Origin of the sequence: Pedobacter petrophilus (assembly GCF_009674725.1) — a bacterium.
Classification (GTDB): Bacteria; Bacteroidota; Bacteroidia; order Sphingobacteriales; family Sphingobacteriaceae; genus Pedobacter; species Pedobacter petrophilus.
This window is the reverse complement of the sequence record NZ_WKKH01000010.1, coordinates 103295-129131: the sequence shown is the minus strand read 5'-3', so window position 1 is coordinate 129131 and position 25837 is coordinate 103295. Positions and strand designations below refer to the sequence as shown.

The window sequence follows — 25837 nt, the reverse complement described above, 5'->3', positions numbered from 1 at the left end:
AAGCAAGTATAAAAGTGGCAATTTTAGGGCTGAATCTGTCTTGATACTAAATACTCGATACTATGTTATTAAAAAATATACAAAAAGAAAGTCTGGATTTATTGCGACAGTTAATTCGCATTCAGTCTTTTAGTAAAGAAGAAGATCGAACGGCGAACTTAATCGCTCAGTTTTTGGAGGAGCGAGGGGTAAAAACTCAACGTAAAATGAACAACGTTTGGGCATATAACAAGCATTTTGATGGCAGTAAACCTACGTTGTTATTAAACTCACATCACGATACGGTTAAACCAAACTCTGGCTATACCCGCGATCCATACGATGCGGCGATTGAAGATGATAAGCTTTTCGGCTTGGGCAGTAACGATGCCGGTGGTTGCTTAGTTTCATTAATAGGTGCATTTTTATATTACTACGAGCATGAAAATTTAAAATATAACATCTGCCTGGCCGCAACAGCGGAAGAAGAAATTTCTGGCAACAATGGTCTGGAACTGGTATTGCCAGATTTAGGAGAACTTGAGTTTGGAATTGTAGGCGAGCCTACAGAAATGAATTTAGCCATCGCAGAAAGGGGATTATTAGTAATTGATTGTGTTTCGCACGGTAAGGCTGGCCATGCGGCAAGAGAGGAAGGTGAAAATGCCATTTATAAAGCATTAAAAGACATCGAATGGTTTAGAAATTACCAGTTTCCTAAAGTTTCAGAAGTCTTTGGTCCGCTGAAAATGACGGTGACGATTATCAATGCCGGTTCTCAACATAATGTTGTACCCGCTAACTGTACTTTTACGGTAGATGTTCGTGTTACGGATGCTTATACCAATGAAGAAGTTTTAGAAATTATCCGTGCCAATGTAGATTGTGATGTTACCCCACGTTCCATCCGTTTGAAGCCTTCATCAATAGATAAAAATCATCCTGTCGTTCAGGCCGGAGTGGCATTGGGTAAAACCACTTATGGTTCACCAACTACTTCCGATCAGGCTTTATTAGATATCCCATCAGTAAAATGCGGTCCGGGCTTTTCCGGTCGCTCACACATGGCTGATGAATTTTTATATGTGAAGGAAGTTGCTGAAGGTGTAGAAGGCTATGTAAATATGTTAAAACCTGTGATTCAAGGTTAAAGGTAGGGTTTTAAGGTGGAGGGTTTTTGTGGGAAGCTCAGCAAACTCTATGGTAAAACAAAAGCTTTGTGTGCTTTGCGAAAAACTTAGCGCCCTTTGCAATTAAATAAAATTAAAATGAAGATTTGGCAGAAAAATATAGATGTAAATCAGTTTGTAGAGCATTTTACTGTTGGAAAAGACCGTGAACTGGATTTACAAATGGCAAAATTTGATGTGTTAGGTTCTCTGGCACATACGCAAATGCTGGAAACGATCAATTTACTGACGGAAGATGAATTGAGAGCAGTTCAACTGGAACTGAAAAATATCTATGCTGAAATCGAAGCAGGAAATTTCACAATCGATAATTCTGTAGAAGACGTGCATTCGCAGGTGGAATGGCTACTAACCCAACGGATTGGCGAAGCGGGAAAAAAAATACATAGCGGGCGATCGCGTAATGATCAGGTTCTGGTTGATTTGAAACTGTTTTTCCGTGCCTGTATCGAAGATATGGTGCAACAAACATCAACATTATTTAACCAGCTGATTGAATTAAGCAATACGCATAAAGATAGGTTGATGCCCGGTTACACGCATTTGCAAATTGCGATGCCTTCATCTTTTGGTTTATGGTTTGGTGCTTATGCCGAAAGCCTTGCCGATGATCTGGAATTGATGCTTGCGGCCTGGAAAATTACCAATAAAAATCCATTGGGTTCTGCTGCGGGTTATGGTTCTTCCTTTCCATTAAACAGAACATTAACAACTGAATTGTTGGGTTTTGAAAGTTTAAACTATAATGTGGTTTATGCGCAAATGGGCCGTGGAAAAACCGAGCGAATTTTAGCGCAGGCCATGAGTGCAGTAGCAGCAACACTGGCAAAGATGGCAATGGATGTTTGCTTATTCATCAATCAGAATTTCAGTTTTATTAGCTTTCCGCCAGAGTTAACCACTGGATCCAGCATCATGCCGCACAAGAAAAATCCGGATGTTTTTGAATTAATCAGGTCTAGATGCAATAAAATTCAGGCTTTGCCGAATGAAATTGCCATGATGATTACTAATCTTCCTTCAGGCTATCACAGAGATTTACAGCTCCTGAAAGAAAATCTTTTTCCTGCAATTACTTCGTTAAATGAATGTTTGGAGATCGCCACTTTTATGTTCCAGAACATCACCATTAAAGATGATATTTTGAAGGATAAAAAATATGATTATCTGTTTAGTGTCGAGGTAGTTAATGATTTAGCTTTGCAAGGTGTTCCGTTTAGGGAAGCTTATAAAATTGTTGGGGAACAGATAGAAAATGGTACTTTTGCACCATCGGGCCAAATACATCATACACACGAGGGAAGCATTGGCAACCTTTGCAATGAGCAGATTGCTGCATCAATGCAGGCTGTTTTGTCTCAATTTGGTTTCGAAAAAGTGAATAAAGCAATAGCAGATTTAATAGCATAGATATGAAAGTTTCAGTATTAGCCAGTGCATTAATTGGCTCAGAGATTATAAAAATTGGGAACGAAGTTAATGAGATGAAGCGTAAAGGTGCATCTATTGCTAATTTGACCATCGGAGATTTTGATGCGAATATCTATCCAATTCCAACCGAATTAAAAGCTGGAATTGTAGAGGCATACAACGCTAATCAAACCAATTATCCCCCGGCTGACGGTGTTTTAGCGTTGAGGGAAACTGTTTCCGAATTATTGAAAGATAGATTCGGATTGGAATATAATACCAATAGTATTTTAGTTTCGGGCGGTTCACGCCCCTTAATTTATGCAACTTATTTGGCGTTGATAGATCCGGGAGATACGGTTGTGTTTCCAGCACCATCGTGGAATAACAACCACTATTGCCATTTAACTTCAGCCAAAGCAATTGCTGTAGAAACCGATGCAGCGCATAACTTTATGCCAACAGCTGCACAGTTGAAACCGCATTTAAAAGGCGCTACCTTACTGGCACTTTGTTCTCCGTTAAACCCAACGGGAACCATGTTCGATGCAGATTCTTTAGCAGAAATTTGCGATGTGGTTTTAGCAGAAAATGCATCCCGCGGAGCGGATGAAAAACCACTTTATTTAATGTACGATCAGATTTATTCATTGTTAACCTTTGGAAAAGAGCACGTAAATCCGGTTTCATTACGTCCGGCGATGCGTGAGTTTACCGTTTTTGTAGATGGAAGTTCGAAATGTTTAGCGGCAACAGGCGTAAGGGTAGGCTGGGGCTTTGGTCCGGAAGATATCTTAAACCGTATGAAGGCCTTAGTGGGCCACATGGGTGCCTGGGCACCGAAAGCCGAGCAGGTAGCGATGTCAAATTACTTCAATGATAAAGTACAGGTTGACCGCTTTTTAACTGGTTTCAAGGGCCAGATTCAAGATAGCTTAAACGCTTTATATCACGGTTTTAATGAATTAAAAAGCGAAGGTTTTAATGTAGATGCTGTGGAGCCAATGGGTGCCATTTATTTAACAATTAAAATCGATTACATCGGTAAAACAACTGAAGACGGTCAATTGCTAAAAGATAGTACTGATGTGAATTTTTACCTGATTAAAGAGGCAGGCGCTGCACTTGTGCCATTTTCAGCTTTCGGAAACGAAGAACGCATGCCTTGGTTTAGGGCATCAGTTGGTGCATGTACGTTGCAAGACATTAAAGATATGTTACCACGGATTAAACTGGCTTTAAGTAAGTTGAAATAGTTAAAGTTTGAGCACTCATCCAAACAATTTGATAGGTTGAGTGTTCAAATTAAATCTCAACGCTTTTATGGAAAATAAATATACGCCTCAAGGCTATGCTTCGCCATCAGCTATTTTGACTACTGCTGCCATTGGCATCTTTGCTTCATTGGTTTTACCCATATTCTATATTATTCTAGGTAGATTAATCCCTAACATTTGGTTTATAGCCATAATTGCATTTTTCTTGGGTGTAGGATTAGGTTTTTTTATTGATCTCGGTGTTAAGATTGGAAAACTTAGAAACAAGAGAATAGTTATCATTATCGCTATCTTTTGCGGACTATTTGCCTTTTATATACAATGGGTATTTTTTGATACGTTAATCTATAGCAATAAAGGTTTTACTTTTAACCTTAATGCAACAGATTTTAAAGTATTAGCGGATGATTTCTTTTTTCTTTTCACGCACCCAAATGTACTTTTTCAGGAAATTATTAATCTTAATGAAATCGGAACTTTCCAAATAGAAAAAACAGGTACTATTAGCGGAATTTTATTGTGGATTATTTGGGCTGGAGAATTTGTCGTAATTATTGGAGGAATAATATTTGCCGTGTTGAATGGTCAGGTTTCCAAGCCCTATTCTGAAATAAATGACCGATGGATGAATAGGCGCAAATTCCACAATCGCATACCAGTAATAGAAAATAAGGAGATGATTTTAAGTGAACTTAACAAGCGAAATTTTGATGTTTTAAAAGATAATCCTGCACTAATTCAGGAACAAAATTATGCAGAAGTCATCGTTTTCGAATCAACAGGCGACCCAGTTAAATATATCAGTATATTGAATTTTACCAACTTGACCGGTAAGGCTAAAGACAAAAAAGTGAAAAATGTGATTACGTTTTATCCACTTGAAAATGCTAATATTTAATCACTTTAAAGATAGCTAAGTTCGAAGCAATCAACGAAAAATAGATGATCCCTCACTTCATCATCATTGTGAACCGAAGCCTTGGGTTGAGTGGGAGCGTGAAGCAACCTGTAGCGGTTAGAGCAAAACAGATTGCTTCATTTAATGAAGAATTGAATCTCGCAATAACGATCGTTTTAAGAGGTATCAAAACGGTCAATGAATGAACAACAAGAACTTAATCCTCTCTACTTCCATCATCAGCCATTCTAACCATTTTAGGTTCGAACGTTGCGATCACATCAACTAAAGCTGTTTGTGCAGCCATCACTTTATGGATATCTTTATAAGCCATTGGCGCCTCATCCAAACCTGCACCAATTAAAGTAACATTGTGGTCTTTCAAAATCGCTTTCATATCTGATTTAGTAATCGATTGGAGGGCTTTTGTTCTACTCATTTGCCTTCCTGCACCATGTGAAGCCGAGTTAATCGAACTCATCTCTCCTTTGCCACGAACCAGAAAACCTGGGGCGGTCATGCTTCCCGGAATAATCCCCATTACACCTTTACCAGCTGGCGTGGCACCTTTTCGGTGAACAATTACTTCCTCGCCATCAAGCATTTCTTTCCAGGCGAAGTTATGGTGGTTTTCTACCCTTGCTAATACTTTTGCCCCAATGGCTTTGGTTAATCTTTTATGAATTACCTCATGGCAGGCAGAAGCATAATCGCCTGCTAAATTCATGGCGATCCAGTATTCCTGACCTTCAGCCGAGTTTAGATCCAGATAAGCGAGATTTGCAGCTTCTTTGGGCAGTTTACAGATTTCTTTTGCCAGTTTGGTGTAATGGCCGGCAATGGTAGCGCCGAAACCACGAGAGCCCGAATGCGTCAGCAAAGCCAAATAACGTCCCTTGTCGATGTTTAATACCTCATCACGCGCTGCGAAATCTATAATTCCCCATTCTACAAAGTGATTTCCACCACCCGAAGTACCCAACTGCGCCCAGGCTTTGCCATGTAAATTTTTTAAAAAGTGTGTACTGTTGAAAGCTTCGTTTTCTAAAACTTCATGGTCTGCCTTTTCATTTCCGTTAAAATTCTGACCGGCGCCAAATTTTGTAAAAGCAATCAGTTCGCGTTTGTACATCGCATCCTTACCGAAATAGTGCTTCTCCGGGATGTCAAAAATACTTAGCGCCATCCGGCAGCCAATGTCCACACCGACCCCGTAGGGGATTATGGCATTTCTTGTTGCCAGTACGCCACCAATAGGCAATCCATATCCCTGATGGGCATCTGGCATCAGCGCACCGCCTGCCGTTACCGGTAACTTCATGGCGATATCCATTTGGCTCCTCGCACCTTCTTCAATATAGTCAGCGCCAAAAATGGAATAAGGTTTAGCATCATTTAACAATGCAATGGTTTCATCTTTTGGGGCATTAGACGCTTCGATAATCTCGGTTGCTAAGGTGTGCAGTATTTCGTCATCCAAAAAGCTTTCCGGGTAGTCTTTTATTTTTTTAAATAAGGCCAATAATTCCTTTTCTTCGGTATCGGCGAAGTTGGCTTTCATAATATCCAAAGCCAGTCCTAATATTTTTCCGTCGGTATAACCTATTTCTATTAAGGTTTTTCCTGTTATTGTTGTGTTCATTGTTTTCCTTAACTAATCCCGGTAGGCAACATTCACCTAACCGAGGGATTTCTAAATTTAATTTATTTTACGAAAATTTGTTTCAATTGGTCAACAATTTGACCACTGCCTGATAAGCTGATGGTATTAATTTTTTCCGCGATTTTCTCTACGTATTCCATCTCTTTCAACTTATACAACATGGCGTTGTCTTCCATCAATTTGGCAGTGTTTAACAAACTTCTTGTCGAAGCCGTTTCTTCTCTTCGGGTAATGATATTGGCTTGCGCCCTTTTTTCGGCAATTAAAACCTGATTCATAATCTCTTTCACATCACCAGGCAAAATAATGTCCTTAACACCGCAGTTGATTAATTTAACGCCTAAATTTTCTGCTTTTGCAATGGTTAAATCCATTACTTGTGCTGCAATTTTTTCCTTACTCTCCATCAATTCATCAAAAGTCATTAAGCCGATGGATGCTCTAAGTGCCAATTGCATCGTGACATACAATTGTTTCTCAAACTCCTTGTTCTCTAATAGTGATTTAATTATATCAACCACTTTATATTGAATGCTGAAATTGATTCTCAATTGTGCTTTATCTTTTGTCAAGATTTCTTGTCCTGTAACCTCCATGTTCAATTGCCTCATATCTGTTTTTAGGACACTGATAGTGGTTGCATTTTTCCAATATAAATAGTTGCCTGCGTTCAACACTTTCTCAAATTTTCCATCAATAAATAATAATGCCTTTTCGTAAGATTCGACTTTTGAAGCTCGTATATAGTTCATTAATGGTGTTTTTTCTAATAAGTTTCTATCAATATTAGCATCAATTTCGATATTGCTGATATTCACTTTTTCGAAAGTATAAGTCGATAAACCTTTCCAAATGGCATGTTTACCTGCAATTAGTACGTTTTTGAAATTGCCATTTCGGTAAACCAAAGCCAGTTCATGATCAGCTACATCTACGATGTGTACTATGTTTACAAAGTCGCTGTTGGTTAATAAAATTTCCAATTCTGAAACCGAGAAATTGTATTCCTTTCCCATGTCGTAAATCGAAATTTCATCGCCGAAACCCAACCAGTAAGTTCCTGCTGTTAATACATTTTTAAATTTCCCTTTTTTGAACACCAATCCAACATCATTGGTGTTAATGGTTACTCTTTTCATTTTTTTTGATGTTAAGATTTATAATTATATAATTTTTTGTTTTACAAAGCATTGCAAAAGCGCATTCATTTGTTTCTTGCGGAAGTAAATAGAATCCTGGTGTTTTTAAAGATGAAATCAAGTTATTCAATTAGATAAATCCAAAGATTTATACTTTATGTTTTCTCAAGATTTGATTTTTAAATCAACGCTTTCATCGTTTTACTTACAAGGCAAAAGACAAATTGCTTGAAGATTTTATAAAAAATCTCTCAGCCAAATGCGGTTTTACACTGCTAATCATTGAGAAATTTGAAGTATCTCTTCTTTCTAAGATGGAACCTTAATCCATTGCATTACCATTTTGCTATTCCAAGTGACAGTTGGAAGCAGGATTCGAACCTGCATATTTGGTTGTTACTCTAACCCCTGAGCTATTCCGGTTACCCGGAAGTGGGATTCGAACCCACGACACACAACGTGTTTAGACAATCTATTACAACTCGTACCAGAATATAAAATTTATACTTTGGGGCTATACAGAAACCCACAACCATGGGTATTCATTGTTTAGTGTTGCCATCCTGATTTTCATCAGAATTTCTTTATATGATGATTATATTTTATCAAAGAACTGATCCTCAGCAGGTATTACTCGCCTACCGAGGGGTTTAATATTTGTTAAGCGAACATTTAAATCTAATGCCATAACCAACATTACAAAGATGCCTCCACCACTGCGCGACAGATTTGCGCAATTAAAATTATTTTAAATATTTATTTTAAAATTCTGACTTACAGGTAAATAAAATTAAAATATTCGCTAAAAGAACCTTTACTGCGCGATTGTATTGCGTAGTAAGGCAAGACTTTGCTATATTTAATCATGCTGAAATGCCAACCTTAAAATAGAAATTTAAATTCGTTACAAAATGGCTGTAAATAAATTAGCCCTGATCAGATATAAAACCATTGATGATTGCTTAAAAAATCGTTTTCGTAAATGGAGCCTGGACGACATTATTGAAAAGGTTGCAGAAACGCTTTATGAATTGGAAGGAATTACAAGTGGGGTAAGTAAAAGAACCATTCAGGCAGACATTCAGTTGATGCGTAGTGATAAGCTCGGTTATAATGCGCCAATCATTGTGAAAGATAAGCGGTTTTATGCTTACGAAGACCCCAATTTCAGCATTACAAAAGCACCTATTAATCAGGCTGATGTTGATAAAATGAAAGAAATTGTAGGTGTGTTAAAGGAATTTAACGCCTTTAATTATTTCGATGAAATGAGCGATATGATTGCACGTTTAGAAAATAATCTCTACAAATCAACCAGGCAAAGTGGCAATAATATTCAGTTAGAAAGCAATAAGTTGGTTAAGGGACTAGAATGTATTCCGCCTTTATATCAGGCCGTTTTGAATAAGCGGTCGCTGTTAATAGAGTATAAATCATTTAAGGCTCAGCAGTCTCAGCAAGGTATTTATTTTCCATACCTGTTAAAGGAGTATCGGAACCGGTGGTTCTTGATTTGCAAGGCCAAAAAACGCAACGGAATCTTAAATCTGGCATTGGATAGGATTGAAGCCTTTCAGGAGTTGCCGAATGAAGAATTTATCAGTTACCAGGGCGTAGATTTCGAATGGTATTACGATGATTTAATCGGGGTAACTAAAAGTGAACGGGATCGTGCACATAAAGTTATTCTGGAATTTAATAACGAGAATGCCCCTTATGTTGTAACCAAGCCTTTGCATTCATCGCAAGTACTTGTAAGTAAAAATGATAAAACAACCATTTTTAGAATTGATGTGGTATTAAATTATGAACTGGAACGAGAAATACTAGGTTTTGGGGAATGCGTTAAGGTGCTTGAGCCAAGATTGCTGATTTCAAAAATCAAAAGACGTTTAGAGCAGGTTTATCATAAATATGTGCCTGAAAATGTTATTTAAGATTCTGATGGAACTGCTATTCTAATTAAAAAACTTCGCAGGTTTCAAAAACGTGCGAGGTTTGTATCGTGATTTAATTCATCTAACAGTCTCATATAATAGTATTAAGGGACTTATTATGAAAAAATATTATTTTTAGGATATAAATTCTATATAATCACATTAAGTGTAATACTTTGGTTAAACATAACAAAATCTTTTACAGAGCGAAGTGAATAGGAGATGGGATATGAAGTAGCTGCGTTATTAAATGCTTCAAAATCTGGTAGGATAGACTTTACTTCATCTAAAGTATTAGCTATTTTAATGAACGACTCTTTGCCTCCGGCTCTCGCATAAAAAGTTACCTTGGCATTGCTCATCGCCTGCGCTTGAACTTCAGTTAAAACTCTTTTCTCAAGTACAGCTTTTAAGGCATTTTTCAAAGTTGCAAAATCGGCATCAGCTTCCGCTAAAATTAAACTGTTATTACCGTAGCCCACACCATCAATGTAATACACGTTTTTGCCCGTATTTATCGCCTCTACATCAGCTATTGATAACAATTCTGTTTTTTTCGGGAGGTTCATATCAAGTGAAAACTTTTCGTTGTTCGAGTAGAAGTAAACAGCATGTTTTTTTGTAATGCGTGTAGAGGTTTTAATTCCAATATTCTCGAAAATAGATTTTACATCGTTATTATTTGATAAGAAATATTTTATTAAATTATAGTCCTTAAATTCATCTTCTGTATAAGCATAGCTAAAAGATTGATTTTTGATGCTTAAGCTTTTAATATAATTATATATTTTATCAGAAGAAGGAATATCCTTAAAGCTTGGGTTTCCCAAACCAGTAATTGATGTTGATGCTGTAATAGGTAATGCAGTATATTGATTTTGTAAAGAAATCATTTCAAGGTTGTTGCCATTTTGCTTGATGCTTAATATTGCTCCAGGATAAATCTGTGATACATTCTGCCCATCTGCTATGAAAGAATTAAATTTCCAAGTTACTGATGTTATTTTGTCTTTTTCTGAAGGGGGGATTGTAACAACATCTGGTGTCGTCTTTTTACAGGCCGTTGAAAATAGAAATAGGCTTAAGGCTAGATAATAAAGATTTATTTTTTTCATAGATACTCAAATCTACAGTTTTAATGCTTATAGCTGTTTATGAAAAACGACAAACCCCTCAGGTTTTAAAACCTGAGAGGTTTGCATCGCGATTGACTCTTGACTAATAACTTATGACTTTAGACTCCTTCTAACTCTTAAACTCGCTCGTTTTATGGAATTCTATATCTGGGTAATCTTGTTTTGTTAGGTTGATCATGTATTCGCTATCGGCTAAATACACGGGGTTTGCCTCTTTATCGAAGCCAATATGCTGTTGTTTACGCTTTACAAACTCTTCCAGTTTTTTCCTGTCGGATGATGTTACCCAGCTAGAGCGCGTATAACTTAATGTTCTGAAACGACATTTAGCACCGTATTCATGTTCTAAACGGAAATTAATCACTTCGAACTGAAGTTCACCAACTGCGCCAATTACTTTTCTATTTCCAGGTTGCATCACAAATAATTGCGCCACTCCTTCATCAGTGAGCTGCTCAATTCCTTTTTCCAATTGCTTGGTGCGCATCGGATCCATATTTTCTACCTCTTTAAAGATAGACGGAGAGAAACTTGGGATTCCTTTAAACTGTAATTTCTCGCCCTCAGTTAGCGTATCGCCGATTTTGAAGTTTCCGCTATCATATAAACCAACAACATCACCTGGCCAGGCTTCTTCCACAATGCTTTTCTCATTGGCCATAAAATCCATCGGATTAGAGAACTTTAATTTCTTATCCTGCCGGGTGTGGTAATAAAATTTGTTTCTTTCAAATTTACCAGAACAGATCCTCAGGAAGGCAATTCTGTCGCGGTGTTTAGGGTCTAAGTTTGCGTGGATTTTAAATACAAATCCGCTGAAATTTTTCTCATCCACCAATACATCACGTTCCTCGGCCTCACGTTGACGTGGACTTGGAGCGATATCAATAAAAGTGTCCAAAAGTTCTTTGATTCCGAAGTTGTTGATTGCACTTCCAAAAAATACAGGTGCAACTAAACCCTCCGTATATAAATCTTTATCGATTTTACCATAAATACCGTCAACCAGCTCAACATCGTCTTTTAAGTTGTTGATTTCGTTTTCTTTAAGGTAATTTAACAATGATGGATCATTCAGGTCGTTTGCCGCTACAACCGAATCAGTTACTTTAGTTTTATCTGAATTGAATAAATTTAAATGCTTGTTATAAATGCTGTAAACACCTTTAAATGTATGTCCCTGACCGATAGGCCATGAAAGCGGACACAAGCTAATGTTTAGTTTTTCCTCAATCTCATCTAATAAATCGTAAGCGTCCTTACCTTCTCTATCCATTTTATTGATGAAAATAATTACCGGTGTGTTCCGCATTCTGCAAACAGACATTAGTTTTTCCGTTTGCTCCTCAACACCCTTCACACAATCTACCACTAAAATAACACTATCTACCGCCGATAAAGTTCGGTAAGTATCTTCAGCGAAATCCTTGTGACCTGGTGTATCAAGAATATTGATGCGTTTGCCGCTATATTCAAAACCCATTACCGAGGTTGCAACCGAAATCCCACGTTGTTTCTCAATCTCCATAAAATCAGAAGTATTGCTCTGATTTGCCTTGTTACGTTTTACTGCACCAGCCGTGTTGATGGCACCACCAAAAAGAAGGAATTTTTCCGTCAAAGTGGTCTTGCCCGCATCGGGGTGACTAATAATGGCAAAGGTTTTACGTTTTTCTATTTCAGGGTGAAGCATAATAAAATTTTGGGTAAAAAAGGGCGATGAAACCTGGTTAAAGGAATTTAACTGCGATATTATTTGAATAATTTTGTTTCATCAGGCTGCAAAGATAAGAAAAACTGGTTAATTGTTTAATTAAGGGCAAGTTATAATTGTGCTGCCAGTCTGGGTGTAAATATATTTCCAGCCCTGGGTTTCAACCCATGACGACATTTGAATTAAAATTGGATCATTAACCTTGGGTTGAAACCTAAGGTTATATTGTCGAGGATGAAATTGAATACCTGCAATGGGTTTGAATTCATATTGCCATGGGTTTTAACCCATGGCAAAAAATGGACTAAATTAATTATTAAGCTGTGGGTTGAACCTAAGGCTACACTCAAAAACTCAAATAATCCTGAAATTCTATAAATCATGCTTATTTTTGTGCTAAAATTGTTAGCTTTAATTATCCCTTCAAAATTAAGCAACCGAAACTTTTTTAATAATGCCAGAATTAGAAGAAACATCTATGCCAGCAGAAATTGCGGCGAAATTTGTAAATTATACATCAAAGCACGTTTTCTTGACAGGAAAAGCAGGTACAGGTAAAACGACCTTTCTGCGAAAATTAATCCAGCTTACGCACAAAAAAGCAGTGATTTGCGCGCCAACTGGGATTGCTGCAATTAATGCATCAGGGGTCACCATCCATTCGCTTTTTCAGTTGCCTTTTGGTGCATTCTTTCCAGATGCTGCAACAAATATTATTAACCAGAATATCACTTTTAACTTTAATACACCTAGAACAATTGTGAAGCATTTAAATATGCAAGGCAATAAAAGGCGTATGATTCAGGAGTTGGAATTGCTGGTAATTGATGAGGTAAGTATGCTGCGTGCGGATATGCTTGATGCCATTGATTTTACTTTGCGCTACATTCGCAGAAATAGAAATGTTCCTTTTGGAGGGGTTCAGCTGCTTTTTATTGGCGATTTACATCAGTTACCGCCCGTAGTTAAAAATGATGAATGGCGGGTGATGGCTGGTTTTTATAAAAGCATTTATTTTTTTGATGCCCATGCGTTGAAGGATAGCCCACCAGTGTATATTGAGTTGGATAAAATCTATCGCCAGGATGATTCGGTATTTATTGACTTGTTAAATAATCTTCGCAATAACCAGATTACGGCAGAAGATACTGCTTTATTGAGGCAACATTTTAAGCAGGATTTTAAACCTCAGGCTGATGATAACTACATTACCCTAACCACACATAACAATAAAGCTGATACCATTAACCGGGAACGGCTAACGCAACTAAAGACAAAATCTTATTTCTTCGATGCTAAAATTACCGGTGATTTTAATGAGTATGCGTATCCAAACGATAAAAGCCTGGAGCTTAAAGTAGGGGCTCAGATTATGTTCATTAAAAATGATATGACAGCTGAAAAGCGTTATTACAACGGCAAAATAGGAGTAGTGCATCATATTGAAAAGGATGTAATCGAAATAGAACTTCCGGAGGAAAAAACAGTCATAACCGTTTCTCCATATACCTGGGAGAATGTAAAATATAAATTGAACGAAGCAACTAATGAAATTGCTGAAAATGTTGCCGGCTCTTTCGTGCAATATCCGATTAAACTGGCTTGGGCAATCACGGTACATAAAAGTCAGGGTCTGACTTTTGATAAAGCGATTATTGATATTGGTGATGCTTTTGCACCGGGCCAGGCTTATGTTGCACTTTCGCGCTTGCGTTCACTAAATGGTTTGGTTTTAACTTCGCATTTAAGGGAAACAGGTCTGCAGCAGGATCAGAATATCCATTACTTCTCTAAAACCAAGCAGACTAACGATGTGCTCAATCAGCAGATCAGTTTTGAGAGCTACGATTTTATCAGGACTTATTTATTAGGGGCCTTTGATTTAAATCTGGTTCGCTATTACATGAAAGAGCATGTTCAGACTTTTGATAAAGGAGAAAAATCAACCAAGCAGCATTATGATGATTGGACAATGGAACTTTATCGAGATTTCCAAAAAATTGCTGCTACTGGAGATACATTTATTAATCAGTTAAAGGGGCTGTTCGTAGCGCAGACAGAGCATACGTTATTTAATGTTTCAAAAAGGGTAGGAGCTGCATTGAAATACTTTAGTCCGTTAATTAAAGGGGTTTCAGATCGGCTATTGAACCATATTGAAACTATAAAGCAAGAAAAACAAGTTAAGACTTATTTAACTGAATTACTGGAATTGGAGATTCTGGTATATGAACAGCTTAAAAAAATTCATAAAAGTAAAGCGCTGTTGCAGGCCATTATTGATGGGAAGGAATTTAGTAAAGCAGATACCGATGCGTTATTGAATATTTCCGAACGGAATCAACAATTACAAAAGGCCATTCAGCTGAAAGGCGAAACGCTTAAAGTAAAATCAGCAGTTGAGAAGAAAAAGAAGGAGCCGAAAATTGATACGAAGCTCGTCAGTTTTGAACTTTATGAACAGGGAAAAACACTGGAAGAAATAGCAAAGGAACGCGGTTTTTCAGTCGGAACTATTGAGGGGCATTTAGCTTACTATGTTTCTACGCAGCAAGTGGATGTTTCTAAATTGGTTAAGTCAAATAAAATTAAGAATATCAGTGATGCGGTAGAGAGCCAGAAAACGAAATCTATGGCAACGATCCGGGAGTTTTTAGGGAAGGATTATTCTTTTGGAGAAATTAAAATGGTACTGGCTTCGTTGTTTCCATCGGAAGAATAAGCATTTGGGTTAACCGCAAAGAATGCAGAGAAAAAAGCGCAAAGAACGCAAAGCTAATTTCAGTCTAGGGGTTAACCGCAAAGAATGCAGAGAAAAAAGCGCAAAGAACGCAAAGCTAATTTCAGTCTAGGGGTTAACCGCAGAGAATGCAGAGAAAAAAGCGCAAAGAACGCAAAGCTAATTTCAGTCGAGGGGGTTAACCGCAGAGAATGCAGAGAAAAAAGCGCAAAGAACGCAAAGCTAATTTCAGTCGAGGGGGTTAACCGCAAAGAATAAAAAGAAAAAGCGCACAGAACATAAAGCTAATTAGAATATGGATGAGAATGAATTATCAAAAATAGTGATTGGTTTAGGAATTGAAGTTCATAATGCTTTAGGTCCGGGTTTATTAGAGCGTGCATACCAAGAGTGTTTATTTTACAAAATTGCCAAATCCGGTCTGTTTGTCGAAAAAGAAAAGGCTATGCCTCTGATTTTTGAGGATGTTAGGTTAAATTGTGGATATAGAATTGATATATTAGTTGAGAACAGATTAGTTTTGGAATTAAAAAGTGTTGAGGCTTTAAACGATATTCACCTGGCTCAAACTTTGACTTATATGAAGTTGGGAAATTATAAATTGGGGCTACTCATGAATTTTAATGTTAATCGTTTGAAGGATGGATTGAAACGAGTTGTAAATGGACTATAACTTTTCTTCTTCTCTTTGCGAAAAACTTTGCGAACTTTGCGGTTAAAATGGAGAAAGTTAACGTTTTAGCACAGTACATGCCTGGAGAAGCTGCCTCGCTAATTGCAAAATGGATAGATTATTTTCAATGTGAATTTAAAATCGCTAAAACACGTTCAACGAAATTAGGTGATTATCGCCATCCTTACCGTGATAAGGGCCATCGGATTTCTGTAAATTATAATCTTAACCATTACGCTTTTTTAGTTACCACAGTGCATGAATTTGCACATTTACTCACCTGGAACGATTTTAAAAACAAAGTGAAACCCCATGGTTTGGAGTGGAAGAAGAATTTTCAAAGAATGATGGTTCCGTTTTTTGAAATGAATATTTTTCCTGAAGATATTCATCGGGCAATTGATAATTATATGTCCAATCCGGCAGCCTCCAGTTGTTCCGATTTGCATTTATCAAGAGCCTTAAAAAAATACGATTCAAAAAAGGTAGAAACTTTGCATCTCGAGCAACTACCAGTTGATACCAACTTCAAAATTAAAGATGGCAGAAGGTTTACCAAAGGTGAAAGAATTAGAAAGCGATATCGATGTGTGTGCCTGGATGATAAACGGATTTATCTTTTTAATCCACTGGCTGAGGTTTTTATGATGGAATAATTTTTTTTTTGCGATCGTCCTGCTGAACTTGTTTCAGCATCTTTTAGCTAAATAATACCTTGAAATAAATTCAAGGTGACGAATGCTTTAGATTACACAAACCTAAATTCGTCCCCATCAAATAAACCCTTATCGCTAAGTTTAAGACGAGGAATAACCAGTAAAGCCATAAAAGAAAGGGTCATAAAAGGGGCCTGAAGGGTCGATCCGACATCCTTTGCAAACTGATCAATAGAAGTATAACAATCTGCAACCTGATACCCATTTTGGTTGCTCATTAAGCCTGCAACAGGTAAAGCTAAAACCTCTTCCTTTCCATTTCCTAAAGCCACTACGCCACCTTTTTCTTTAATAATGAGGTTTACTGCTTCGCAAATACTTTTGTCATCTGCACCGACTGCAATGATGTTATGGCTATCGTGTGCTACGCTTGAGGCAATAGCGCCATATTTTAATCCGAAATTTTTAACAAAAGAGACGGCAACCGGCGCATCATGATAACGGTTAACCACCACCATTTTCAAAACATCATTTTCGATATCACTAACAATATTTTGATTTAAAATTTTAGGTTTTACAGAAAGCCTGTTGGTAATCAGCTGGCCATCCAAAGCCTCAATTGCCAAAATCTCATCCTGACCTGAGAAAGGAAAAACAAAATCACTTTCTATCTTAAAGCTGCAATCGAACTGGTTAACCGCTTCCTGATCCTCAACCTGCTTTACCCAATCGCCCTGAATTTTTCCATTCTCAGCAAGGAGAATACCATCGATATAGGTTTGATGAATCTTGAAATCTATTAAATCTTCAGCGAGGATAAAATCTGCTGCGTCGCCAATTTTCAATGCGCCCACATCCAGTTTGTAGTGAAGGATGGGATTGATACAGGCTGCTTGAAGCACATTAAAAAGATCAATTCCCTTGGCAACCGCTCTTGCACAAAGCGCATTAATATGGCTTTCTACTAAACTATCAGGGTGTTTATCGTCACTGCAAAACATCATCATTTCAGGCCAGTCATTCAATAAATCAATTAGGGCTTCGAAGTTTTTCGCAGCACTTCCCTCACGAATCAGTATTTTCATTCCCCTTTGCAGCTTATCCAAAGCTTCCTCGGCGGTAAAACATTCATGATCGGTAGAAATCCCTGCATCAATATATTGCTGAACGGCATCACCACGTAATCCCGGCGCGTGACCATCTACAGGCTTACCCAATTCATGTGCCGATGCAATTTTCTTTAGTACCTCTTCATCCTGATGAAGTACGCCAGGAAAATTCATCATTTCACTCAGGTATTTTATTTCAGGCCGTTCCAATAGTGCTTTAACATCATTATGATTCAATTCCGCACCAGCGGTTTCAAAAATCGTGGCTGGTACACAACTTGGTGCCCCAAAATTAAATTTGAAAGGAACGGTCTTTCCATTCTCAATCATAAATTCCACGCCAGCCATTCCGCAAACATTGGCAATTTCATGTGGATCACTGATGGTTGCAACGGTTCCGTGTGTTACGGCCAGGCGGGCAAATTCGCTCGGAATCAACATGCTGCTTTCTATATGAACGTGACTATCAATAAATCCTGGTAAGATAAAATGCATTTCATCTTTTGCTTCAGAAATGTTATTAATGGATTTTATTTTTCCATTTTCTACTTCAACTTCACCAAAAAATATATTTTTATGGGCGATATCAACTATATTTCCTTTGACTTTAAAATTGCTCATTGATGTTTGTATGAATTAGCCACGGAAACACGGATTGATACGGAATTAATATTCTCCATGATTTCTGTGTCTCCTTGGCAAAACTATTTAATATTTTAATAATATATCTATCGTTTCTGCTAATCTGGCTTTAGCCAGAAAATCATCTTCTAATGCCTTGTTCATCGGAATTGCGGTATCTAAACTGGCGCAGCGCATTACCGGAGCATCTAAAAATTTGAAGCAATGTTCACCGATCCATGCAGATATTTCTGCGCCGAAACCATTGGTTAACGTGTCTTCATGCAAAATGATAACTCTGCCCGTTGCTTCTACCGCATCATGAACCGTTTGTTTATCCCAGGGCTGAAGCGTCCTTAAATCAATCAAAGTTGCATCGCTTTCAGGATTGTTTTCGAGGTAATCTAAAGCCCAGTGAACCCCCAGTCCATAAGTGACGATGGCAAACTTACTGCCGGTTTTTAAGGTTGCCGCTTTACCGATTTCGGTAGTGTAGTAACCTTCAGGAACAGGGGCAGTTAAACTTCTGTATAGATATTTATGTTCGAAATAGAGTACCGGATTCGGGTCTTCAATGGCAGCAAGCAACAAACCTTTTGCATCTCCGGGAAAAGCCGGATAAACAATTTTTAACCCTGGTGTTTTGGTAAACCACGCTTCGTTGCTTTGTGAGTGGAAAGGACCGGCACCCGTTCCCGCACCTGTCGGCATCCTTACCACAACATCTGCCTTTTCTCCCCAACGGTAATGTGTTTTGGCCAGGTTATTCACAATTTGGTTAAACCCAACGGTTACGAAATCAGCAAACTGCATTTCAATTACCGCTTTATATCCATTGATTGATAACCCTAAACCAGCCCCCACAATCGCAGATTCGCAAATGGGCGTATTCCGAACCCTCTCTTTACCGTATTTATCGGTAAAGCCATCGGTAATTTTGAAAGCGCCACCATATTCAGCAATGTCCTGACCCATTAGAACGAGATTTGGGTATTTTTGCATGGCTAAATCCAAGCCATCACTAATGGCGTCTAAATATCTTTTTTCTGATAAAGATTCTCCAGGCTCAACTACTTTTTGTTCGTGAGGAAAATACATATCACTTTCCTCTTTGGCAGAATCCACTATGGGCTCAGGCTCGTCAAATGCTTCTTCCACATCCAGTTCAATATCTTTTTTAAATTGAATTTTAATATCAATAACTGAATCAGTTGTGAGAATACCTTGCTCAATTAGATAGCACTCATAATTACTTAACGGATCTTTTTTCTCCCATTCTTCAAATAATTCTTGCGGAACATACTTCGTGCCTGAAGCCTCTTCGTGTCCACGCATTCTGAAAGTCATGCATTCTATTAATACCGGACGCGGATCTTTTCTAATTTCAGCAGCCAGTTGGTTAATGGTGTCATACACTTCCAGAATATTATTTCCATCAATTTGAACACCTTCTATGCCGTAGCCAATCGCTTTATCAATCAGGTTTTTACACCTGAATTGCTCAGACTTTGGGGTTGATAATCCATATCCGTTATTCTCGATCAGAAAAATTACAGGTAAATTCCAGACAGCGGCAACGTTTACCGCTTCATGAAAATCGCCTTCGCTCGTTGCGCCTTCGCCTGTATAAACTAAAGTTGCTTTTTGTTTATTATCCAGAATATCCGCGAGTGCAATGCCATCTGCCAAGGCCATCTGCGGACCAAGGTGAGAAATCATCCCGATAATTTTGAAGTCCTGAGTTCCGAAATGGAATGATCTGTCGCGGCCTTTGGTAAAACCTGTAGCTTTGCCTTGCCACTGCGCCATTAATTTTTTTAAGGAAATATCCCGTGAGGTGAATACCCCCAAATTTCGGTGCATGGGCAAAATGTATTCATCGCTTTGCATAGCCAAAGTAGAGCCTACTGCAATTGCTTCCTGGCCAATGCCTGAAAACCATTTGCCAATTCTACCCTGACGCAGAAGTTTAAGCATTTTTTCTTCAACCATTCGCGGATAAAGCAATCTTTTGTATAAATTCAATAAGAATTTGTCGTCTTTATCTTTTCGGTTAAATTGCATATGGAATTTGGCTGGGGAACTATTTTTTCTCTAAAACAGGAGGTTGATGCGTATAGGTAAAGAAGCCCTCATAGCTTAAATCTTCATCAAGTTCTTCCCAGTGAATTCCAAACGGAGATAAACTAAAGTTTTCTAAAAGTTCCTTTGGTGCATTAGAAAGCCGCGGAAACCAGCTTAAAGGATGGCTTTTTGTTTCTCCTGTTTTTGTTTCTATGTGGATGCTATCATTTTCTATCCACACTTTAGTGATGTTATTTTCCATGATATTCATTCCATTTGTTAATTATGATCTCCTTATTTTCCTCAATTAATGCTATTGCAAGGCTAATATCTTTATTTTTTAAACCTTTATTGGATGTCAGTTTTACTTCTTCTACTTCAAACTTTGCCTCCCCATCAGCATTTCTAACATGAACATGGATAGGTAAGTGCTCATTTGAGTAAAAGAAAAACCGCAATCCAAAAACGATAAAGAGTGTTGGCATAAGATTAATTTATCTCTAATTTACTTATTGAAATTCTAAATATGCAGCAAAGAGGTATTATTCTTAAGACTCCCGGCTTTTCTTCATCTCTTCATACTGCTTTGCAAAAGATTTATCTGCCACTTTGGGCATTTCACGATACTTGCCCCAGCTTTTTTTGAAGAAAGTTTTCAGCATGAAGTTTTTAACCTTTCCGCCAAATAAATCCATCCATTTACGTTTTTGCATCATCCGGTTAAACATTCCCCAGCCCATTTCTTCTACCTTACCGTTTTCGTGAGTTGCAGCCGCGTCTCTGCGGTTAAGCAATAACATTTTATGGATATCAATCTTAACGGGGCAAACTTCAGAACATTTTCCACAAAGGCTAGAGGCATAGCTTAAGTGTTTAAACTCTTCCATGCCTTTTAAATGTGGGGTGATGACAGCGCCTATTGGTCCGCTGTAGGTAGTGTTATAGGTATGACCACCAATATTTTTATAAACCGGACAGGCATTTAAACACGCGCCGCAACGGATGCAATATAAACCCTGGCGTTGATCTTTTTGAGCTAATAAATTGGTTCTGCCATTGTCTAAAAGGATCACATACATTTCTTCCGGGCCATCCGTTTCATTTGGCTGTCGTGGTCCGCTTAAAATAGTGTTATAGACTGTTAAATTCTGGCCAGTTCCATGGGAAGCCAATAGGGGCCATAGCAAATCCAGATCAGCCATGGATGGGATAATCTTTTCAATACCAACAATTGCAATATGGATTTTAGGAAAGGTTGTACTTAAGCGCGCATTCCCTTCGTTTTCTGTTAGTGCAATGCTACCGGTATCTGCGACCAGAAAATTTCCTCCGCTGATACCTATATCTGCTTTCAAATATTTGTCGCGAAGCAGTTCGCGGGCTTTTTGTACGAGTTGTGGTGGCGTTGCATCTATAGGCGTGCCAAACTTATCATGAAATAGTTTTGCAATGTCTGTTGCACTGAGGTGCATAGCCGGCGTAACAATATGATAAGGTGCCTGGCCAAGCAGCTGAACAATGTATTCGCCTAAATCACTCTCTAGAGATTCGATTTGATTGCTTTCCAGAAAATCATTTAAATGAATTTCTTCGGTGGTCATCGATTTGGATTTGATAACCGTTTTGCCGTTATTTCTTTTGATGATGTTTAAGATTTCTTTCTGCGCTTCTTCTGCATCATTAGCCCAAATTACTTTGCCCCCGCGGCGCTGAAAATTCGATTCGAACTCCGGTAAGAACTTATCAAGATTCTCCATTACCCGCCATTTCAGCACATGCGCTTTTTTCTTAGATGCTTCGAGGTTTTCGAATTTTGATAAGCCACGTTCAACAGCCGTATTGTATTTTCCAATGTTAAAATTTATGGTTTTACGATGCGGTAAATCGAAAGCTTTCTCATCAGATTTCTCTAAAAATTCCTCGGCAGTTTTCATCATAAATCAAAGATAAGAATTTAAGCAGGCACGGAAAGTAATGTGCATAAAAAAGCCTCCCGAATATCAGGAGGCTTAATTTTATGACTTTATTATTTCTTTAAATTACCTTTTCCATCTGAATCTACAGCAGGTCTTTTCGCTCTGTTGGCTAATTCCCAGGCTGTATAGTATGTTAATTGTGTTCTTTTAGCCAATAATGGGAAGTTGATTTTACTTACCTCATCACCCGGCTTGTGGTAATCCTGCTCTAACATTCCATCATAATAGAAGATAATCGGAATGCCTAACTTAGCGAAGTTGTAATGATCTGAACGATAATAAATGCGTTGGGTATCTTTCGGATCATCATATTTATAATCCAGTTTCATTTTGGTATAGGTTGCATTTACCTGCTCACTCAGCAGACCAAGCTCAGTACTCAGCATTTTCGAGCCTACAGAATAGATGTAATTCGCCGAATCTGGTTTGCCAAGATATTCTTCGCCAATACGGCCAATCATATCCGTATTTAGATCTGCAATTGTATTTTCAACCGGGAATACAGGATGTTCAGAATACCAGTCAGAACCCCAAAGTCCTTTTTCTTCACCTACTACAGTCATGAATAAAATACTCCGTTTAGGACCTCTTCCTGCTTTCTTTGCATCAGTAAACGCTTTAGCCATTAGCAATACGCCGGTGGTGCCAGAGCCATCATCATCAGCACCATTGTTGATTTTATCCGCACCTGGTGCATCCGGCGTAATGCCGATATGATCGTAATGACCAGTCAAAACCAAAACTTCTTGCTTTAGTTTTTGATCAGAACCTTCTAAAAAGCCTAATACATTTTCGCAACGAAGTGGTGTTTCATTCTTCATTGCACTTGCAGAAAGTGCAATATTGATGGTTTGTGAAGCTGGTTTTTTAGTCTCTGTAATTTTTTTCTGAATGTCTGCTACTGAAGTATTGGCTACTTTCAAGATTTCGTCTGCGGTAGCGGTGGATATGGAAATGGTAGTAAAAGGATTCATTTTTTCCATCCTTTCTACTGTTTCCTTAGATTTCATCACCATTTGGCCCGATTGTAAAGCTACCTTACGTTCTTCAGAAAGATTATCCAATGTTGGATCAATCAGAATTACTGCTTTTGCTTTATTTTGTGCCAGGTAATTTATTTTTCTTGATTTGGCCATCATTGCGGCACGGCGGTCATTTGGTTCCGTAGTTTTTGCCGGGTCTCCATTTAAAAAAATCACCACAATTTTACCTGCTACATCTATTCCTTCATAATCATTATAATTATCACCAGATACACCATAACCTGCAAAAATTAAATCATCGCTGCTGAATGTAAAACCCTTAGTGCCTACAGCATTGCTGGCAATTATAAAGTCTTTATATGCAACTTTTGGCTGGCCATTAATGGTTAACATGCTTTCGCTTAAGGCATAGCTTACCAAATCAATTTTCTGAAAATAGCTTCCGTCAACAGGGCCTTTTAAACCTAATGATTTAAAATAATCACGGATATAATCTGCGGCCATCCAGGCACCTTTTTTTCCGGTTTCACGTCCTTCATACGCATCAGAAGCGAGTACCGAAAGATGTTTGTAAGCGTTATCCTTATTAATGGCCTTGCTGAAACGCATGGCATCTTTGTTGGGTACAAGTGGCTTAACCTGCGCATAGCAGCCAAGCGCAAAGAATGACGCTAAGCCAAGGGTTAGAAATTTTTTGTTCATTATTGAATAGTTAGATTAGTTTTTAATTAACAAGAAATTTTATCAACTCTGTTTTGATGGCGACCACCTTCAAATTCAGTATTTAAAAACGTTGTTGTAATTTCTTTTGCCAGCTCTTCTGAGACAAACCTGGAAGGGATACATAAAATATTTGCATCGTTATGTTTACGAACTAAAGCGGCCACTTCATTTTCCCAGCATAACCCAGCCCTTATTCCACTGTGTTTATTAGCGGTAATGGCTACACCATTGGCCGAGCCACAAAGCAAAATGCCGTAATCAAATTCGCCATTTTCTACAGCGGAGGCCAAAGGATGAGCAAAATCCGGGTAATCAACCGAAGCTGATGAGGATGGGCCGAAATCTTTAATTTCGTATTCTTTTAAAAAATCCTTTAATATTTCTTTGTATTCAAAGCCTGCATGATCTCCGCCAATTGCGATTTTAACTTTTGTCTCAGACATGTGCAAATTTATACAGAAATTATAAAATCTGTTCGTAATGTTTTTGTTAGTTAGCGTAGAATGCTTTTTCGGCTTTTTTCTTTTGTCTTTCGATATAGGCAGAAACGAAAATACTTAACTCATACAATAAGAATAGCGGTGTTGCTACAATTAACATCGTCATAATATCTGGAGTTGGCGTAACAATCGCTGCAATAATTAAAATAATAACGGCTGCATATCTTCTGCTTGATCTCATCAGTTTCGGCGTCATTAATCCTAATTTTGAAAGGATGAAAATAATGACAGGAAGTTCGAAAATAATTCCGGTACCCAGCGTTAAAGTAGATACCGATGAAAGATAGGAATCAACGGTGAACGTATTTTTAATCTCAGCACTTACGGTGTAACCTGTTAAGAAGTTAACCGAAAGCGGACAAACAATGAAATATCCAAAGAGAATACCTACAATAAAAAGAACGGATGCGAAGAATACGAAACCGCTGGCAGATTTTCTTTCATTTTCGTGCAGAGCAGGTTTAATGAAGCGCCAGATTTCCCAGAGCAGATATGGAAAGCCGGCAATAATACCGCACATTACGCACACATTAAGCTGCAGATTGAACTGACCAGCCATTTCTGTGTTAATGATCTCACCATTAATTTTGGTAATACACATGTCTTTACCTAATGATGGAAAACGGTCTACCAGGTTACACATCATCCGGTAGGTCCAGAAATCAGGTTTCTTTGGACCAAAAATTACTTTATCTAAAATATCTTCATTAAAATAAAAGGCGATACCTGTAAATACGCCGATGGCAATTACGGCTCTGATTAAATGTTTGCGGAGTACATCAAGGTGATCGAAAAAAGACATTTCTGCCTCTAAGGTTGTACCTTTTTGTCCAATTGCTTTTTTAAGGGATGTTTTTTCTGTAGTGTCGCTCATGTTGAAAACAAAAATACCATTCTAAACGAATAGAATGGTATGTACGTGTTAAATATAGAAATAGTTTAAACTTTTATTAGAAATATTTTAATGGCTGATTTGAATATTAATTATAATGGCCTTTTAATGAATGTATTTTGATAAGCTGTTCATCCTCTAAAACTTCATAAATAATTCTATGTTCAGAATTTATCCTTCTTGACCACTTTCCTCCCAGATTATATTTTAGCGGCTCTGGCTTACCGATTCCGTGGAATGGAGATAATGCAATTGATTGTATTAATTCCTGAATTTTATTTTGAATAGCCTTATTACCTGATTTTTTCCAAAAAAGAAGATCTTTTTCGGCAACTTCATCAAAGGCTATTTCCATAAATCTTCAACTTTAATAATTTTAAATTTGCCAGCCTTGTAATTTTGATCAGATTCCTGAATTTTTGCCACAAACTCAGGATTATATGGTTTCTCTTTCCTTTCAAAAGAAATTTTCATCGCCTTCAAAACTTGTTTCACAGCATTCAACTGAGCTTTATTTTCGGGATGTACAATTAATGTTTCCATAATCAAATTTAATA

The 25837-nt window shown here is 37.8% G+C and carries 22 protein-coding genes and 1 tRNA gene; 8 read left to right on the top strand and 15 right to left on the bottom strand.

From position 1 onward, the window contains the following. Positions 1-62 precede the first annotated feature (62 nt). From GJU39_RS08965 to GJU39_RS08950, 4 genes are all read left to right on the top strand, one after another. Positions 63-1130: a M20 family metallo-hydrolase gene (locus GJU39_RS08965; protein ID WP_154280451.1), complete on the top strand. Its 1068-nt coding sequence runs from the start codon at positions 63-65 to the stop codon at positions 1128-1130. A gap of 117 nt (positions 1131-1247) precedes the next feature. After that, positions 1248-2579 carry an argininosuccinate lyase gene (gene argH, locus GJU39_RS08960; protein ID WP_154280450.1) on the top strand — a complete coding sequence of 444 codons (1332 nt, stop codon included), beginning with the start codon at positions 1248-1250 and terminating at the stop codon, positions 2577-2579. 2 nt (positions 2580-2581) lie between these two features. Further along, a complete protein-coding gene (locus GJU39_RS08955) occupies positions 2582-3835 on the top strand; it encodes a pyridoxal phosphate-dependent aminotransferase (RefSeq protein WP_154280449.1) in 1254 nt (417 codons plus the stop codon). A 67-nt stretch (positions 3836-3902) separates the two neighbouring features. Further along, positions 3903-4754, top strand: a complete 852-nt coding sequence (locus GJU39_RS08950; RefSeq protein WP_154280448.1) for a hypothetical protein — start codon at positions 3903-3905, stop codon at positions 4752-4754. A 217-nt stretch (positions 4755-4971) separates the two neighbouring features. On the opposite strand, the gene GJU39_RS08945 is transcribed toward GJU39_RS08950, so the two are convergent. The 3 genes from GJU39_RS08945 to GJU39_RS08935 all read right to left on the bottom strand — a co-directional run bounded on the left by GJU39_RS08945 (position 4972) and on the right by GJU39_RS08935 (position 7976). Further along, on the bottom strand, positions 4972-6396 hold the full coding sequence (locus GJU39_RS08945; RefSeq protein ID WP_154280447.1) for an RtcB family protein: 1425 nt from the start codon (positions 6394-6396) through the stop codon (positions 4972-4974). Positions 6397-6458: 62 nt separating this feature from the next. Then, the gene (locus tag GJU39_RS23825) at positions 6459-7556 is read right to left on the bottom strand and encodes a slipin family protein (protein ID WP_154280446.1); all 1098 of its coding nucleotides are present in this window, start codon (positions 7554-7556) and stop codon (positions 6459-6461) included. A gap of 363 nt (positions 7557-7919) precedes the next feature. Then, positions 7920-7976, bottom strand: a tRNA-OTHER gene (locus GJU39_RS08935). 491 nt (positions 7977-8467) lie between these two features. Here GJU39_RS08935 and GJU39_RS08930 point away from each other — a divergent pair. Beyond that, positions 8468-9493, top strand: a complete 1026-nt coding sequence (locus tag GJU39_RS08930; RefSeq protein ID WP_154280445.1) for a helix-turn-helix transcriptional regulator — start codon at positions 8468-8470, stop codon at positions 9491-9493. Between the two features lie 149 nt (positions 9494-9642). Here GJU39_RS08930 and GJU39_RS08925 read toward each other — a convergent pair whose 3' ends face one another. Beyond that, positions 9643-10608 (bottom strand): thiol-activated cytolysin family protein, encoded by a 966-nt coding sequence (locus GJU39_RS08925; RefSeq protein ID WP_154280444.1) that lies wholly within the window; start codon positions 10606-10608, stop codon positions 9643-9645. A gap of 130 nt (positions 10609-10738) precedes the next feature. Beyond that, entirely contained in the window at positions 10739-12322 is a 1584-nt protein-coding gene (locus GJU39_RS08920; protein WP_154280443.1) for a peptide chain release factor 3, read from the bottom strand. A gap of 475 nt (positions 12323-12797) precedes the next feature. On the opposite strand from GJU39_RS08920, the gene GJU39_RS24100 reads away from it, so the two are divergent. The 3 genes from GJU39_RS24100 (at position 12798) to GJU39_RS08905 (ending at position 16412) form a co-directional block, all read left to right on the top strand. Then, positions 12798-15065 (top strand): helix-turn-helix domain-containing protein, encoded by a 2268-nt coding sequence (locus GJU39_RS24100; protein WP_154280442.1) that lies wholly within the window; start codon positions 12798-12800, stop codon positions 15063-15065. A 313-nt stretch (positions 15066-15378) separates the two neighbouring features. Then, complete coding sequence (locus tag GJU39_RS08910; protein ID WP_154280441.1) at positions 15379-15756, top strand: GxxExxY protein; 378 nt, start codon at positions 15379-15381, stop codon at positions 15754-15756. Between the two features lie 47 nt (positions 15757-15803). Next, positions 15804-16412 carry a SprT-like domain-containing protein gene (locus GJU39_RS08905; RefSeq protein WP_154280440.1) on the top strand — a complete coding sequence of 203 codons (609 nt, stop codon included), beginning with the start codon at positions 15804-15806 and terminating at the stop codon, positions 16410-16412. Between the two features lie 92 nt (positions 16413-16504). Here the strand turns inward: GJU39_RS08905 and ade are convergent, their stop codons facing one another. From ade to GJU39_RS08855, 10 genes are all read right to left on the bottom strand, one after another. After that, a complete protein-coding gene (gene ade, locus GJU39_RS08900; protein WP_154280439.1) occupies positions 16505-18142 on the bottom strand; it encodes an adenine deaminase in 1638 nt (545 codons plus the stop codon). A gap of 87 nt (positions 18143-18229) precedes the next feature. Beyond that, complete coding sequence (locus tag GJU39_RS08895; RefSeq protein ID WP_154280438.1) at positions 18230-20206, bottom strand: alpha-ketoacid dehydrogenase subunit alpha/beta; 1977 nt, start codon at positions 20204-20206, stop codon at positions 18230-18232. 19 nt (positions 20207-20225) lie between these two features. Continuing rightward, positions 20226-20468, bottom strand: coding sequence for a DUF2442 domain-containing protein (locus GJU39_RS08890; protein ID WP_154280437.1), 243 nt, complete (start codon positions 20466-20468; stop codon positions 20226-20228). Then, the gene (locus GJU39_RS08885) at positions 20458-20691 is read right to left on the bottom strand and encodes a DUF4160 domain-containing protein (RefSeq protein ID WP_154280436.1); all 234 of its coding nucleotides are present in this window, start codon (positions 20689-20691) and stop codon (positions 20458-20460) included. Before GJU39_RS08885 ends, GJU39_RS08890 begins: the two co-directional genes overlap by 11 nt. A gap of 63 nt (positions 20692-20754) precedes the next feature. Beyond that, complete coding sequence (locus GJU39_RS08880; RefSeq protein WP_154280435.1) at positions 20755-22143, bottom strand: LutB/LldF family L-lactate oxidation iron-sulfur protein; 1389 nt, start codon at positions 22141-22143, stop codon at positions 20755-20757. A gap of 89 nt (positions 22144-22232) precedes the next feature. Next, positions 22233-23867 carry a M28 family peptidase gene (locus GJU39_RS08875; protein ID WP_154280434.1) on the bottom strand — a complete coding sequence of 545 codons (1635 nt, stop codon included), beginning with the start codon at positions 23865-23867 and terminating at the stop codon, positions 22233-22235. Between the two features lie 26 nt (positions 23868-23893). Further along, a complete protein-coding gene (gene rpiB / locus GJU39_RS08870) occupies positions 23894-24331 on the bottom strand; it encodes a ribose 5-phosphate isomerase B (RefSeq protein ID WP_154280433.1) in 438 nt (145 codons plus the stop codon). Between the two features lie 46 nt (positions 24332-24377). Next, complete coding sequence (tatC, locus tag GJU39_RS08865) at positions 24378-25262, bottom strand: twin-arginine translocase subunit TatC (protein WP_154280432.1); 885 nt, start codon at positions 25260-25262, stop codon at positions 24378-24380. A 106-nt stretch (positions 25263-25368) separates the two neighbouring features. After that, positions 25369-25635 carry a Txe/YoeB family addiction module toxin gene (locus tag GJU39_RS08860; protein WP_154280431.1) on the bottom strand — a complete coding sequence of 89 codons (267 nt, stop codon included), beginning with the start codon at positions 25633-25635 and terminating at the stop codon, positions 25369-25371. Beyond that, positions 25626-25823 carry a DUF2683 family protein gene (locus tag GJU39_RS08855; RefSeq protein WP_154280430.1) on the bottom strand — a complete coding sequence of 66 codons (198 nt, stop codon included), beginning with the start codon at positions 25821-25823 and terminating at the stop codon, positions 25626-25628. The genes GJU39_RS08860 and GJU39_RS08855 overlap by 10 nt, the downstream gene beginning before the upstream one ends. Between the last annotated feature and the right edge of the window lie 14 nt (positions 25824-25837).